We start from the raw sequence: 15,705 nt of genomic DNA, 5'->3' as shown, positions 1-15,705 counted from the left end.
TTGGCAGTTATTCTTATAGGGCAGTTGAACTTCGCTCAAAACCCTATTTTACGGGAAAGCGATCCTAATTTCCTTTATGTAGCTGATCCAGCAGCTGAGGTTTTTAACGGCAAAGTATATGTTTACTGTTCACACGATCAGCCAGATGCAGTGAATTATGAAGGAATGAAGGATTATGTGATTCTTGAATCGTCGGATATGGAAAACTGGGTGAACCACGGTGTATCATTAGACCCTCAATTAGACAAGGGATTTGAATATGCCCAATCTAACATGAATGCACCTGATGCCGCCTATAAAGATGGTTGGTATTATTGGTATTTCCCTAGTGATATAACTTATGTTGGCGTAGCAAAAAGTAGAACCCCAATAGGGCCTTGGGAATCTGCTGTGACGAATGAAATAACAACAATTTTTGATCCAACCGTATTTGTTGACGATGACGGCCAGGCTTACATTTATGGTAATGATCATTGGGTAGATATTGGAGATCAAGGTTCTCATGTAATGGGCGCTAAATTAAAGGACAATATGGTTGAGTTGGATGGGCCATGGGTTCGCTTAAGTAAAGAAGTGGTTAACGAGGCTGTCCATGTTTTTAAGCGTAATGGCATTTATTATTTTTGTGCAAGAGTTGGTAAAGTGACTAAATATTGGATGTCCGATTCGCCTTTGCCTACCGAATATGCAAAATTTAAAGGTGAACTTGCACCAAATTCTCCATACTCCCCAAATCATACTTCTGCCATTGAATTTAATAATGAATGGTATCTCTTTTATCATAGGGGAGATGTGAATCATGGGAGTAATTACCGACGTTCCGTTTGTTATGATAAAATGACATTTCGTGAAGATGGTTCTATAGAACCTATTTTTTATACGATCGATAAAGGGGTGGAAATTACCGTGCCAAAGCCCGTTAAGCGTTCAAAAAAAGGAACCAAAAAGATAAAAGCACCTACGGCCGGACTAAGTATACGTCATGAAGCTGAAGCATTTACAGAAAAGTCAGGCATAAAGGTAATACAACAAACAGATCGCATTAATTGTCAAGATATCGGAGACATTTCAACTGGGGGTTGGACTAGTTATAAAAACATCCATTTTGGCAACAATTATGAACCTACTTCTTTTAGCGTTAGGGTTGCAACACCTAATCATGGTGGAAGTATAGAATTGCGTTTAAACGACCCTAAAGGGACACTAGTAGGTTCAATTCCTGTTGATTCAACTGGTGGCTGGAATGATTATAAAACGTTGTCAACATCCTTACTCGGAATTAGGGGTAGTCATACACTATACCTGTGCTATGTTGGTGAAGCTGAAAAACTGTTTAATCTGAATTGGTTTGAATGGACCCCGCCTGCTAAAAAAATAGACAGTACTAAATTCTTAAATGAAAAAAAGAATAATGAAAAATAATTATATGAAGTTGGAAAGCGTAACAATTATTTACGTGTTGCTATTTTTTGGTATTTCCAGTCGTGGAATGGCACAGAATGAACAATCTAAAAGCAAATCGCTCAAAAACAGTCGTCCGAACATCATTTTGGTCATGACCGACGACCAAGGTATGGGAGACTTATCCTGTATGGGGAATGAAATTCTTAAAACACCCCATATTGATGATTTTCACGAAAACTCAACACGATTAACGGATTTTCAGGTAAGCCCTACCTGTGCCCCTACACGCTCTGCAATTATGAGTGGCCGAGTTCCTTTTAAAAATGGCGTAACACATACGATTTTTCAAAGAGAACGTATGGCTTTAGATGTCTATACTTTACCTCAGGCATTACAAAGTGCAGGATACAAAACAGCACTTTTTGGTAAATGGCATTTAGGGGATGAAGAAGCTTATTTGCCGAATAATCGTGGTTTTGATGAGGTATTAATGCACGGGGCTGGCGGAATTGGACAATCAAAATACGGGGATTTCCCTACCAACTCCCATGATACTTATTCTGATAATGTTTTGTTACATAATGATACCATTGTTCAAACTAAAGGCTTTTGTACAGACTTGTTTTTTAAAGCATCACTTGCGTGGATAAAAGAGCAGCACGAAACCGAACATCCGTATTTTGCTTATATCTCTTTAAATGCACCGCATGGTCCTTTTTATGACAATGCTCCAGAAGAATATCAAAAGAGGTTTTTAAAAGCTGGTTATGATAAAAAAACAGCGGTACGTTATGGAATGATCGAAAATATTGATGACAATTTTGGCATCATGATGTCTAAACTAAAGGATTGGGATGCCTTGGAAAACACCATCGTTATTTTTATGACAGATAACGGAATGTCCATGCCGCCAATTACTCACAATGGTGAAAAGTTTAGGGCTTATAATGCAGGTATGAAAGGGGGTAAAAATTCTCCGTATGAAGGCGGAACCCATGTGCCATTTTTTATGCAATGGGAAGGTGTTTTGGAAAAAGGTGTTGATATAAATGCACTTACGGCCCATATCGATTTATATAAAACATTCAGCGAGTTGGCAGGTGTTGAATCACCGGAAAAAATGCAGGATATAGATGGTCGTTCTTTAGTGCCGTTACTGGAAAATAAGGATGTGGATTGGGACGAAAGAGAGTTATTCGTGCATTGTGGTCGTTGGAATACAGGCGAACGGGAAAATTATAAATTCAAAAAAAATGCCGTACGCACGGATCGTTGGAGATTTTCCAATAACAAAGAGCTTTATGATATTTTGGTCGATCCGGGAGAAACTAAAAATGTTTATGGTTCCTATCCTGATGTGGTTAAAGAGTTGCAACAATCCTATGATCAATGGTGGGAATCTGTAAAACCTATGATGGTTAATGAAAACTTGCCAGAAGTCGCTCCAGAAGATCAACCATTGGTAAGGCGTTATCACAGGCAGTTAAAGGAGTATGGAATTCCCAATTGGGCTCCCGAAAACTTAAAGTAAATTAAGAAATGAAAAATAAAGTCACTTGCTTTTTTTGTTCTGTATTATTGTTTTTAACAGGATTTTCGTCAGCCCAAAATTCAAATGGGGCTACGAAAGATGAATTGATGGAATGGTTTAGAGCGGCTAAATTTGGAATGTTCATTCATTTTGGAGCTTCTACTTCCGAAGACTATTTAGAAGAAGGCCTCAATAAAACGGAACGCTATGAGAAGTCTGTCAGGGATTTCAATCCTGTGGATTTAGATGCCAAGGAGTGGGTGCGTATTGCCAAAGATGCAGGCATGAAATATATTGTTTTTACCACCAAACATCATGATGGCTTCTGCAAATGGGATTCTAAGTTGACCGATTGGGATGTCATAGATCAAACCCCGTTCAAAAGGGATATCGTTGGTGAATTGGCAAAGGCCTGTAAAGAAGCAGGAATTGAGCTTGGTTTTTATTATTCCATTGCAGACTGGCATCATCCGGAATACAACCCAGCATACAGTAACCGTCAAGGGTTTCATTTTAGGCCCAATCCAGATGCGGATATTACCAAATACATGGATTTCATGTATGGGCAAATAAAGGAATTATGTGAAAATTACCAACCCAGGTTATTCTGGTTCGATGGTTCTGCGGGTTTTAGGAAACCCAGTAAAAAGCGGTTATTGGGACAACAGGAAATGGTGGATCTGCTGAATTCTTATGGAGCCATCTCCAATAGTCGTTTAGGGGATGATGATGCCTTGGATTATGTGAACTACTTATCCATGGGAGATAATATGACACCTTCAGGAAATATAGGTGTCGATTTCGAATCTGCTCAGACCATGAACGATTCTTGGCATTTTACCAAAGGTGACGATAACTGGAAATCGGCAGCAACAATGTTGGCAAAACTTGTGGATATTGCAGGAAACGGAGGGAATTATTTACTTAATGTTGGCCCGGATAGTAAAGGTGTTATTCCCGAAGCATCGCAATCGAGGTTGAAAATCATGGGTGAATGGCTTAAAAAAAATGGAAAAGCCATTTACGGTACCCACGCAAGTCCCTACCCTTATGAATTTAATTGGGGCGCTATTACCCAACGCACCGACGAAGGGGTAACGACCTTGTATTTACATGTGGTCGATTGGCCGAAGGATGGTGTTTTTAAATTATATGGGCTCAATAATGCCATAACCAAAGCCTCTCTTTTAGCCAATGGCCATGTTCTTTCCTTTACGTCTAAATTTGATGCTTTAGCAGGTGCAAATGTGATTTCGATCAAGGTTCCCGAAACGGCTCCAGACCCTTATGTATCGGTGATTTCTTTAGAAATGGAAGGGGCACCGCTGATGGATCGGGTTTTTGTGCAACAACAAGATGGTACGGTCATTTTAGATGCATTTAGATCTATGATTCATGATGAGGAATTTGTTCCCGACAAACCGTTACGGCCGTTAGACCAAAGAACGTTCACGGTCTTAAAAAAAGGGAAAGGCATTATGCCGACTCGAGGTATGACCGTTGGCCTTGAAAAGGAAGGTCAAGCCTTACGTTGGGATTTTAGGATGATGAAACCGGGCACCTACCAAGTGGCTGTTTTAAGTAGTGTTAAGGAGGAGGATGCATGGAAAACAGATGGTAAAATGCGGGCAACTGTTGCCGGACAATCGGTTGAAAATAAATTAAAGGAGCAAGAACGGTTCGATAATATAAGAATGGCCACAGAAATGAAGTGTTCCGTTGCCATCTTAGGGAAGATAGAAATTCCCAATCCCGGTATGCAAACGCTTACACTTGAAGTCACTTCGAATTTTACCGATTTAACCCCCAATGTCATAAGTGTCCAACTTTTACCAATCAATAATTAATACCCTCTTTAAAATGAAACGACTTGCATTAAATTTTTTATATGTCTTTTTAGCTTTTATGTTGACCCCAACGTACGCTTTGGAAATATACGTGAGTCCAAAGGGTTCGGATACCAATACTGGTAGTTTCAAGAGCCCATTGGCCACTTTTTCGGCAGCGCAACGAATGGCAAGGTCATATGCCGGTAAGGAGGCTGTGACCGTTTATTTTGATGATGGTACGTATTATTTACAAGAAACCCTGGTCTTTAAACCGGAAGACTCCGGTACCGTAAAGTATCCTATTGTGTATCGTGCACAAAATGAAGGGGGTGCAGTGTTAAGTGGAGGGTTAAAATTGAAATTAAAATGGAAACGCTATCGCGATGGTATATTCCAGGCGAAAACCCCTAAAGGTATGCGTATTGATCAGGTTTTTGTCAATGGGTTGAATCGGCGTATGGCACGCTATCCCAACTACGATGCCAGTAAAAAAACGGAAGCTTATCAAGGCTATGCGGCCGATGCTTTTTCAAAAGAACGGGCTGCTGGATGGAAAAATCCGGAAGGAGGATATATTCATGCCATGCATTCCAAACGTTGGGGAGGATATCATTATTTGATTACCGGTAAGGATGCTGATGGTGAGGTAACGTATGAAGGAGGTTGGCAAAACAACCGTCAGTTGGGGATGCACGAGGAATACCGCATGGTGGAAAATATTTTTGAGGAACTGGATACCGTGGGGGAATGGTTCCATGATGAAGATTCACAAACCTTATATTATAAGCCTGAAGCCACTACGGATCTACGGAAGGCTATCGTTGAAGTAGTACGATTAAAACAACTGGTGGATTTTCAGGGAACGATGGAAAATCCCGTTAAATACATTTCCCTACAAGGATTTGTGGCGACCCATACGGCAAGGACTTTTATGGAGACCAAAGAGCCAATGGTACGTTCGGATTGGACGATTTTTAGAGGCGGTGCCTTTATGCTTACCGGTACTGAGCAGGTTCAAATTCTGGATTGCGAGTTTGATCAGGTTGGTGGTAATGCCATTTTTGTGAATACCTATAATCGTCACACCCTGATCAAAGGATGTTACATTCATCATACCGGTGCAAGTGGCATTTGTTTTGTCGGTGATCCAAAGGCGTTACGCAATCCGTTGTTCGAGTATGGGGAGAAAAACGATATCTCAGAAATAGATACGACCCCAGGTCCTAAAACGGAGAATTATCCGGCCCTAGGTGTGGTAGAAGATTGCTTGATCCACGATATAGGAACGGTAGAACGCCAGCCTGCTGGCGTACAGATCTCCATGGCAATGGAGATCACAGTAAGGGATTGTTCCATTTACAATTGTGCCCGTGCTGGAATCAACATCGGCGATGGTGCTTTTGGTGGGCATGTCATTGAGCGTTGCGATGTATTCAATACGGTATTGGAGACCCACGATCATGGTTCTTTTAATTCCTGGGGAAGAGATCGCTATTGGCGCCTTAAAAACCTGGATTTGGAAAAATATCCCGATTTACCATTTGCAGATGCCATAAAGACAACCATAATCCGTAACAGTCGTTGGCGTTGCGATCATGGTTGGGACATAGATTTGGACGATGGTTCTACCAACTACGATATTTATAACAATTTAATGTTGGCAGGTGGTTTAAAGCTTAGGGAAGGGTTTCGAAGACGGGCTTGGAATAATATCACGGTCAATAATACATTTCATCCACACGTATGGTATGAAAACAGTGGGGATGAGGTGTTTTCCAATATTTTCATGTTCGTTTATAGGGGCGTGAACGTTCCAAAACCAAACAAAACCGGAAAACGTGTGGATAGTAACCTGCTGTTCAATGCTGCCTTGACAGAAGAATATGGATGGGATGAAAATTCCATTGTTGCCGACCCTAAATTTGTCGATCCGGCAAATGGGGATTTTAGGGTTCAGGAAGACTCCCCAGCCTTTGGTATTGGTTTTAAAAATTTTCCAATGGATCAATTTGGCGTGAAAAAACCGGAACTTAAGGCGATTGCCGAAACACCGGAAATCCCTGCTTTAGGTGTTTCAGAAAAACTTAAAAAGAGTGACCGTACCAAAAAGAACCCCAAAGCCACGAGTTGGATGGGAGCAACGATCAGTGGTTTAAGTGGAATGGAGTTTTCAGCCTATGGGGTCTCAAAAGAAGATGGTGGTATTGCCTTTATAAAAGTACCGCAAAATTCCCAGGCCGCTATGGCTGGATTGTTGGAAGGTGATCTTATTTTATCTGTAAATGGTAAAAAGGTGGGAAATGAAAAGCGGTTTTTAAAGCTATTGGAGACCATTGAATCCTCTCCAATTACACTAAAAGTCGTTCGTGAACAAAAAGAGATTGAAATAAAGGTCACATTATGATTCTGGGTATAGCCCTGAAAACAAAGGCATTATGAAATTGAATTATATCAATTTATACATAACAATAATAATTTTCGGAGCATTTTACAGTAATGCCCAGGAAAGACGTTCCAACCCATTCGTTAGTCATATGTTTACGGCAGATCCGTCTGCACATGTTTGGGAAGATGGTCGTTTGTATGTGTATCCTTCAACGGATAACGCACCACCAAGAGGCTATAAAACCATGGATGGTTATCATGTGTTCTCAACTGAAGATATGATAACATGGAAAGACCATGGAGAAATTCTCAATTCGGATCAAGTAGCGTGGGGACGTAAGGAAGGCGGTTTTATGTGGGCCCCGGATTGTGCCTATAAGGATGGAGTGTATTATTACTATTTTCCGCATCCAAGTGGAACCGATTTCAAAAAAACCTGGAAGATAGGGGTTGCTACCAGCACCAAACCGGCTTCGGATTTTAAAGAGCAAGGCTATATCGAAGGACTGGAGGCGTTTATCGATCCTTGCGTTTTTATCGATGACGACAATAAGGCTTATTTATATATAGCAGGACATAACCAGTGTTACGGTGTTAAGCTCAAGGAAAACATGACAGAACTAGACGGTGAACTCATCAAGCAAACAGGTCTTGATGGTTTTCGGGAAGGGCCTTTTGTATTCAAACGTAACGATATATATTATTTGATTTACCCGGATGATTTTCCAAAATTCAACAAAATGCGCTATGCAATGGGTAAAAATCCGTTAGGACCTTGGGAAAATAACGAAGTCTTCCTGAATAGTACGGATGTGATTACGACCCATGGCTCTGTAGTGGAATACAAAGGGCAGTGGTATTTATTTTATCACAATGGCAATCTATCGGGTGGTATAGGACCCAACCGTTCCATTTGCTTCGACCCCATTTATTTTAATGAGGATGGCACCATTAAAATGGTAGAGCAAACGTTAGGTGTGCAATTACCGACTGTTCATAAGGATATCAATTTCAATGGTATGATGGGCACATTGGCTGTAGGCGATTATAAGCAGGATGATTTGGGAAAACTAGGTATTCTGTCCCATGCAATGGCATCTATCCAGGTTCCGGAAGGATATCGGGTTGAAGTTTTCGAAAAAGATGAATTTAAGGGGAAATCATGGGTGTTTGAAGAAGATGGGATCGATTTGAATGCCATTGGTTGCACGGATGCCATCAAATCGATAAAAGTTTCAAAATATATCGTTGAAAACCTGGTGAAAAATGCATCTTTTGAACTTGCCACCCAAGAGCAGATCAAAAATTGGATAAGTCGTACTTCAAAAGTATATAAGAGCTCCTTGGATAATACGACGAAAGGCTATAATGCCATGCAATATAAAGGAAACGGAGATGCAAAACCGATCGCTCAAAATGTTGAACTGACCCCAAATACGAACTATGAACTTAGTGTGCAGATGAAAGTTGATTCCGGTACTATAGGGAAGGTGATTTTTGATACCAACGGTAGCTTTGATGACAGCTGTAAATTTGAACTGGATCCAAATGCCAAAACCGGTAAGTGGGTGAAATTCAAAGGGGATTTTAATAGTGGTGATCTCTCCAAAATAGAGTTGCGTTGTCTGATTTCAGATGATTTCAATGGAACTGCTTATTGGGACAACGTCGTTTTAAAAGTGAAACCATAAAAGTAGACGAATGAAAAAAACATTTCTATATCTATTGCTTATTTCAGTAAGTGCGTTTCAAGCACAGGAAAAGGAAAGCGGGGATCGATCTTTGGTCATTAGTGACGGTAGTATCTTTAAATCAAAGGATCTCTTTCCGAAATTTAGTTGGGAGACCACGCCCTTGTACTTTATGTTCGGTGATAAAGAAAGGGTGCTACATCCTGAAGAAGTTGAATTCATTGCAAAACGTACGGCATTCTTATGTATTGAAAAATCTCATGGATATGGTACTTTAGGAGCCGCCGAATTGGGAGCTAAACATGAGGTAGCGGCTTTTAAGGATAAAAAGCCCGATATGAAAATCCTGTTTTATTTCAATGCAGCATTGGCATGGCCTTACACCTCTTATAGTAAAGATTTTACAAAAGAGAATATTGATGCATCCGAGAACCTTAGAAACTTCCTGCTTAAAAATCCTAAAACCGGGAAATTGGCGGAAAAACACACCGCTTTTCTTTTTGATGTATTAAATCCCGAGTTCCGCGATTGGTGGGTTGAAACAGTAGCTAAAGGTGTTAGGGAATCGGGTAGTGATGGGGCCTTCATTGATCAAATGCACGGCAACGTCAATTTAAGGAAAGATAAAAAAAATGATATTGAAATAGCCATGGGGGAAATGATGGCCGGTCTTAAAAAAGCGTTGGGGGACGATAAAATACTATTGGCCAATAATGCATGCGATGATAATGCGAAATTTGTTTACCCAGTAAGTGATGCCATAATGTTTGAAAATTATAGCGCTGTTCATTACAATAAAGAAAAGCTGCTTTCCGATTGGGATAATATGCTCAGAAATGCCAAAGCGGGTAAAATTTCCGTATTTCGCCTAGGTGTTGAGGGGCACAATCGACGATTTCTTCGCAGTATGACCCAGGAGGAAAAGTATAAGGTGATGCCAAAGATCTCACAGGAAAAATTGGAATATGCTTTGGCTTGCTTCTTGATCGGCGCACAGCCTTATTCCTATTTTATGTATAGCTGGGGATGGGGATTGGCAGATGGCGCCCTAGTAGATTATCCAGGGTTGCAAAAGCCATTGGGAAAACCTAAAGGAGCTTACAAAAGAATAAAGCCTGAAGGTTGGGAGTTCACCCGGGAGTTTGAACATGCCAGTGTTTGGGTAGATACGGAAAGCAGACAGGCTAAAATTACTTGGATATAAATGTTAAAGACAAATAAGCACATGAAATTACCATTGATTATCATTTTGACCCTAATATTGGGATGTAGAAGTATTGATTACAAAAAAGAACCTGAATTAAAGGCTGATTTTTACGTATCGACCCAAGGGTCGGACGATTGGTCCGGAACATTGGAAAACCCCAATTCGGCAGGTACGGATGGTCCATTCGCAACTTTGGAACGCGCCCGGGATGCCGTACGGGACTTAAAAAAGAACACATCGGATGACATTGTGGTTTTTATACGGGAAGGGATTTATACGTTGGAGAAAACGGTGGTGTTTGGTTTGGAGGATTCAGGAAAGGGGGAATCAACTATTACGTATGCCGCTTACCCAGGTGAAATACCTGTGTTCAGTTCAGGAAAGGAAATAACAGGGTGGGAAAAAGTGACAGGTAAACTCCCCGGCTTACCCGATGTAGCGGACGGAAAGGTTTGGGAAGCCAATGTATCCGATCGGTTTTTAACGCTCTATGATGCAGAAGGTATGCTTCCTCGGGCACAATCGGAAGGTTTTATTGCAGAAGAAAAAACAAACAGCAAAAGTAGACTCCATTTTCCGGATGAGGCTTTCAAGAATTATACGAATATGGAAGATGCGGAAATCAAAGTACGGCCACATCATGCCTGGATAACCAATATGCTTCCGGTAGAATCTTTCAATGCAAGCGAACAAACGGTCAAAACGTCAATTGATGCAACCTATGCCATGAATGTGTTGCATTTTCTCAAAGAAACCAAAAATATTTGGGTAGAGAATGTAATCGAGGAACTTGATAAACCGGGTGAATGGGTGTTGAACACAAAAGCAGGTAAAGTTTACCTTTGGCCACGTAATAAGTCAGCGGTATGGGCACCACGACTTTTGGAATTTATCCGTGTAGAAGGGGATATCGATAAAAAAGGCCCTAAGGATGTTCCGGTTCGTAATCTTCATTTTCGTGGGCTAACCTTTAAACATGGGGAGCGATACACCTTGACCAAAGACGATGCCGGCTTACAACACGATTGGGATATGTTCGATAAGGATAACGCCTTGGTCCGTTTCAGGGGAACCGAAAATTGTGTTATTGAACAATGCCATTTTCTTGATAGCGGTAGTGGGGCCATACGTGTGGATTTACATGGTATGGATAATAAGATTTCCGGTAACCATATAGAACATATGGGAGGTGCCGGTATTCTTATTTGTGGGTATGGGCCAGGAACCAAGGATGTGAATAAAAGGAATTTGGTTTATAATAACGAAATTCATGATATAGGTAAGATTTATTGGCATTCCCCTGGGATTTTTCTATGGCAGAGCGGGGAAAATCGTATTGCGAACAATCTCATCCACCATACCGATTATACGGCGATCATCCTATCGGGTTGTATGACCGATTTCTTCAAAAAGAATCCCAATGGACGGGAATTGACACGAACCATTCGTCGTAATGAAGTCCCAGAATTCACTGATGATATTTCATTGGAGGACGTATTGCCTTATTTACATACCAAAGACAATATTGTTGAATACAATGAAATCCATCATGCAATGCAGCGACTAGGGGATGGTAATGCCATTTATATTCGTGGTTCCGGTAAGGGTAACCATATTCGTCGTAATTATATCCACCATATGATGGCCGACATGATCATGCAGGCCGCCATTCGTACCGATGGAGGTCAAACGGGAACGTATATAACCGAAAACCTGATTTATAAGGCGACCTCACAAGGTATTCTTACCAAACTGGATAACAAAGTGGAAAATAACGTCGTTGCCGATATCATTGCACCTCCCCGTGGTTATTTTTTATCGGTTAGGGAAGGACCTTTGACTGGGGGCACTATTAAAAGGAATATTTTCTATTCATTATCCGCATCGGACACATTCATAGATGAGTTGCCTCCAGGAAAGGAAGGTAGTTCCGAAGATCGCAGGGGAAGATCGCTTGCCCGAGCGATGGATGCGGATACCGATTATAATATATATTTCTGTAAACCGGATATCGATAAAGGGGTAGAACTCATTAAAAAGAATCAAAAAAATGGTGTGGATATGAATAGTTTATCCGTAGATCCTATGTTTGTAGATCCTGAAAATGGTGATTTTAGGTTCAAAACGGGATCTCCCGCCATAGAAATGGGGATTGTTCCAATCGATTTATCAAAGATAGGTTTAATCAATACGAAGAAGTAACTTATTATGAATACACCTATTTAATTAAACAAACCCGTTGTGCATTTTGAATTGTATAATTCAATGGCCGTCAGTTCGAGTGATTTTGAGGTACGAAAAATTGTATAGAGAATCTTTTTTAACCATAATTCTTGTTCTCGATACAAATTCCCCTCATTTTCAATGGTAGCCTTACCCATTTTTGTACCACTTAAAACCCCTTATAATCCGTGATTTTAAGGGGTTTTTATTTTCACACTTTGCTGTCCGTGTTTTTTATTCCATAAAATATTGATCATGCCTAGTCAATGCCATAAACCTATGGCTAAACGGTTTCTAATAAATACCCTCAGTCATCTTCAGACAATCCTTAAGAAATCTTTCGTGTTCCACTAGACTTCCTACACTATTGATCATGGTCATTCATCTGCTTAGGTTCTTCTCTTGCCAGCGTATGTTTTCAAGAAATTAGTTCGGAAGTAAAATCATTCTTATAAATGGTTGGTTTATTAACGTCTTATTTACGTTTAATGTTTGGTATTTTAATAATCTTAAAATTTAATATACGTTATATTTTCGTTTTAAATGGGGTTTTTACATGTATCATGTAGTTGTCATTTCAAACGTTTAAATAACATTTAATAGTCATATAAATCTTTTGAAACGATTTATTTTTTATTTTAGCTAGATTTAATTTCAAGGTGTTGAATTGGAAAATTCAAAATATATCGGTAGACTGCGTAGTGTTAGGATATGACACAAAATCAAAGTCCCTGAATGTTTTTATTGAGTAGGAGGTATTTGTAGTCTCAAAACAAGGTAGCGGTTTTGGTAGACGACCATGTGATAACGGGTTATCATATGTATGGGAATGAAACTTTGGACGAAACTGTGACCAGCGGCTTGAAGGAACTGAGGGGATTGACAAATCTATACAAACAACGGTTTAAAGCTTTTGGAGACCAAGATAGGCGAACGGGGGATAAAGACCTGTTAGGGATAAACAATGAAAAATATAATCAAAGGACCATAACTGGTGCGTATTACTTTTTATTGAAAATCGAAGAAGTAGCTATAAAAAAATAATCCATACCAGGCTAATTGGTTTTCAGTAAAGGAATTGCCACGTTTGGGGTTTGATCATTAACAAAAAATAATCGAGGCGATGGAAGACTTGAAAACAAAATGTCTTTCTGAACCCATAAAGTTTGAATTAGTACCAGATAGGTTTACCATTAACGAAGTACAAGATGCATACCAATCCATTCTGAATATTGAATTGGACAATCGTAATTTCCGAATGAAACTGATAAGTAAAAAATACATCATTGCGCTTAACGAGAAACAAACAGGTGTCTCAAAGATACCTTTACAACTATATAGGTTCAGTAAGGATATTCATATGAAGTTGTATCGCAAAAACTTTTTAATCAATACTTAGTAAGGATATTACTTATGTTTTTAGGCAGAACAAATTATAAGAGCGGATTAAAGTCTGGGGGTGTATTTCACCCCACCAGAAAAGTAGTTTTATAGAAAAACTAGCCACTCATTTTAAAAAGAAAGATAATTATATCTCACAACGAATCAGATAACGAAAACAATACAAATAGATAAGCTATGTTAAAACCGTTCGTTCCACCAATTGAATACGAAGAAGCAAAAGAGCAGGCAATCGATATTCTTACCCAGATGACCCTTGATGAGAAAATTTCAATGATTGCCGGTCATAATATGTTTTTTACCAAAGGTTTGGAAAGGTTCAATGTGCCCTCCATGTACATGTCAGATGCTTCACAGGGGGTAAACATTAGGAGGGAACTTGACGACCAGTTAGAAAAATCAGTAGCCTTCCCATGTTCCATTGCCCTTGCCAGTACTTGGAATACAGAGCTCGCAGGCACCTATGCCAAATCAATTGGTGAAGAATGCCGAGCTGGTGAAATCGCCGTATTGCTGGGGCCGGGCATAAACATATATCGTGTGTCCCAAAACGGGAGAAACTTTGAATACCTTGGAGAAGACCCCTACCTAACCTCTAGAATAACGGAAAACTATGTGTTGGGTATGCAGGGTACGGGTACGATAGCCACACTAAAACACTTTGTTGCTAACAATACAGATTATAAAAGAAGAACGTCAAATTCGGTAGTGGACGAAAGAACAATGCATGAAATATACCTACCCGGTTTCGAAGCTGGTATTAATGCCGGTGCCATGGCGGTTATGACTTCTTATAACTTGGTTAATGGTGAGTATGCAGGACAGAATAAAGATCTGATCACAGGAATATTGCGTGAGAAGTTAGGGTTTAAATGGTTGGTTATGAGCGATTGGTGGTCTGTCTGGGATGCCCAAAAAGTGATAGCGTCCGGACTGGACTTGGATATGCCAGGGGAACCACGACAAGAGTACCCCGATTATACTAAAAAGCCAGAACATTTTGTACGCTACTCTGCTAAATCCCTTATCCAAGAAGGAAAGGTAAAGGAAGCTGATATTGATAAAATGGTCACCAATGTACTTACGACAAAGATTGCCATGGGATTATTGGAACGGCCAATAAAGGACACCTCTTTCCTAAAGAACTATGCTGCGCATGAAGCTGTGGCGCTGCAGACGGGACGGGAAAGTATCGTACTGCTAGAAAATAAGAATGTGCTCCCTATTATTCCATCAGATGAAATATCCATCTTAGTTACAGGTGAGTATGCAGATAAAATTCCTTTTGGGGGTGGTGCGGCAGAAGTGGTAGGGTATGATCAAATCACCATGATCAATGGCCTAAAAGAGATGTATGGGGATAAAGTAGCTCTTTTGGATAATCCAACAGATGAAGAGATTAAAGCGGCAACCCACGTTATTTACAGCACTGGAACATTTGATTCTGAAGGTTGGGACAGACCATTCGATCTACCGGACACGATCAATCAAGAAATTCAGCACATTTTATCGTTGAATAAGAACACCATAGTTTCCGTTAGTTCTGGCGGTGGTGTAAACATGAGTGCCTGGAATAAGGATGTTGGTGCACTTTTGTACAATTGGTACCCGGGACAGCTTGGTTTCAGGGCTTTTGCAGAGATTATTGCAGGTAAAACCAACCCGTCGGCCAAATTGCCGATCACCATTGAGAAAAAATTCGAAGACTCCCCAGGTTATGGCTATATACCATCTGGATCCGAATTATATACTGGCTGGGATCAAGATCATAGGATAATAGACCCGATACAAGATGTAGTATATGATGAAGGCGTATTTGTAGGGTATCGATGGTATGAAAGCAAGCATATAGAGCCGCTATACGCTTTTGGGTATGGACTTTCCTATACAACCTATGCCTATGGTAATTTGGTGTTGGATCAAAAGGTGATCCCTGCTGGATCTCCCCTTCATCTATCTGTTCGTTAATATACATGGTTTACAAAAGTTATAGATTAGAGTTTACACTAAATTAGTTTCTAACCTCACTGATTG

General features: G+C 40.2%; 10 protein-coding genes. All 10 read left to right on the top strand.

Annotation, left to right across the window (positions count from 1 at the left end; all coding sequences use genetic code 11):
• The 10 genes from PHU20_RS09795 (at nt 1) to PHU20_RS09750 (ending at nt 15,639) form a co-directional block, all read left to right on the top strand.
• Nucleotides 1–1,422, top strand: coding sequence for a family 43 glycosylhydrolase (locus PHU20_RS09795; protein WP_274825193.1), 1,422 nt, complete (start codon nt 1–3; stop codon nt 1,420–1,422).
• Complete coding sequence (locus PHU20_RS09790) at nt 1,397–2,935, top strand: arylsulfatase (RefSeq protein ID WP_274825192.1); 1,539 nt, start codon at nt 1,397–1,399, stop codon at nt 2,933–2,935. The genes PHU20_RS09795 and PHU20_RS09790 overlap by 26 nt, the downstream gene beginning before the upstream one ends.
• An 8-nt stretch (nt 2,936–2,943) precedes the next feature.
• Complete coding sequence (locus PHU20_RS09785; RefSeq protein ID WP_274825191.1) at nt 2,944–4,782, top strand: alpha-L-fucosidase; 1,839 nt, start codon at nt 2,944–2,946, stop codon at nt 4,780–4,782.
• A gap of 13 nt (nt 4,783–4,795) precedes the next feature.
• Nucleotides 4,796–7,168, top strand: a complete 2,373-nt coding sequence (locus PHU20_RS09780; protein ID WP_274825190.1) for a right-handed parallel beta-helix repeat-containing protein — start codon at nt 4,796–4,798, stop codon at nt 7,166–7,168.
• A gap of 31 nt (nt 7,169–7,199) precedes the next feature.
• Nucleotides 7,200–8,840 carry a family 43 glycosylhydrolase gene (locus PHU20_RS09775; RefSeq protein ID WP_274825189.1) on the top strand — a complete coding sequence of 547 codons (1,641 nt, stop codon included), beginning with the start codon at nt 7,200–7,202 and terminating at the stop codon, nt 8,838–8,840.
• Between the two features lie 10 nt (nt 8,841–8,850).
• Complete coding sequence (locus PHU20_RS09770) at nt 8,851–10,044, top strand: putative glycoside hydrolase (protein WP_274825188.1); 1,194 nt, start codon at nt 8,851–8,853, stop codon at nt 10,042–10,044.
• A complete protein-coding gene (locus PHU20_RS09765) occupies nt 10,045–12,249 on the top strand; it encodes a right-handed parallel beta-helix repeat-containing protein (RefSeq protein ID WP_274825187.1) in 2,205 nt (734 codons plus the stop codon).
• 807 nt (nt 12,250–13,056) lie between these two features.
• Entirely contained in the window at nt 13,057–13,314 is a 258-nt protein-coding gene (locus tag PHU20_RS09760; RefSeq protein WP_274825186.1) for an NUDIX hydrolase, read from the top strand.
• A 79-nt stretch (nt 13,315–13,393) separates the two neighbouring features.
• Entirely contained in the window at nt 13,394–13,669 is a 276-nt protein-coding gene (locus PHU20_RS09755) for an NrtR DNA-binding winged helix domain-containing protein (protein WP_274825185.1), read from the top strand.
• Nucleotides 13,670–13,848: 179 nt separating this feature from the next.
• On the top strand, nt 13,849–15,639 hold the full coding sequence (locus tag PHU20_RS09750; protein ID WP_274825184.1) for a glycoside hydrolase family 3 protein: 1,791 nt from the start codon (nt 13,849–13,851) through the stop codon (nt 15,637–15,639).
• Nucleotides 15,640–15,705: the final 66 nt, after the last annotated feature.

Origin of the sequence: Maribacter polysaccharolyticus (assembly GCF_028882255.1) — a bacterium.
In the GTDB taxonomy this organism is placed as follows: domain Bacteria; phylum Bacteroidota; class Bacteroidia; order Flavobacteriales; family Flavobacteriaceae; genus Maribacter_A; species Maribacter_A polysaccharolyticus.
The sequence above is the reverse complement of the archived record's forward strand: the minus strand, read 5'-3'. Positions and strand labels throughout refer to the sequence as shown.

Excerpts from the sequence above, each read along its gene's own strand:
- PHU20_RS09750 (WP_274825184.1), top strand. The coding sequence starts at position 13,849 with ATGTTAAAACCGTTCGTTCCACCAATTGAATACGAAGAAGCAAAAGAG.
- PHU20_RS09790 (WP_274825192.1), top strand. The coding sequence starts at position 1,397 with ATGAAAAAAAGAATAATGAAAAATAATTATATGAAGTTGGAAAGCGTA.
- PHU20_RS09755 (WP_274825185.1), top strand. The coding sequence starts at position 13,394 with ATGGAAGACTTGAAAACAAAATGTCTTTCTGAACCCATAAAGTTTGAA.
- PHU20_RS09780 (WP_274825190.1), top strand. The coding sequence starts at position 4,796 with ATGAAACGACTTGCATTAAATTTTTTATATGTCTTTTTAGCTTTTATG.
- PHU20_RS09785 (WP_274825191.1), top strand. The coding sequence starts at position 2,944 with ATGAAAAATAAAGTCACTTGCTTTTTTTGTTCTGTATTATTGTTTTTA.
- PHU20_RS09765 (WP_274825187.1), top strand. The coding sequence starts at position 10,045 with ATGTTAAAGACAAATAAGCACATGAAATTACCATTGATTATCATTTTG.
- PHU20_RS09775 (WP_274825189.1), top strand. The coding sequence starts at position 7,200 with ATGAAATTGAATTATATCAATTTATACATAACAATAATAATTTTCGGA.
- PHU20_RS09770 (WP_274825188.1), top strand. The coding sequence starts at position 8,851 with ATGAAAAAAACATTTCTATATCTATTGCTTATTTCAGTAAGTGCGTTT.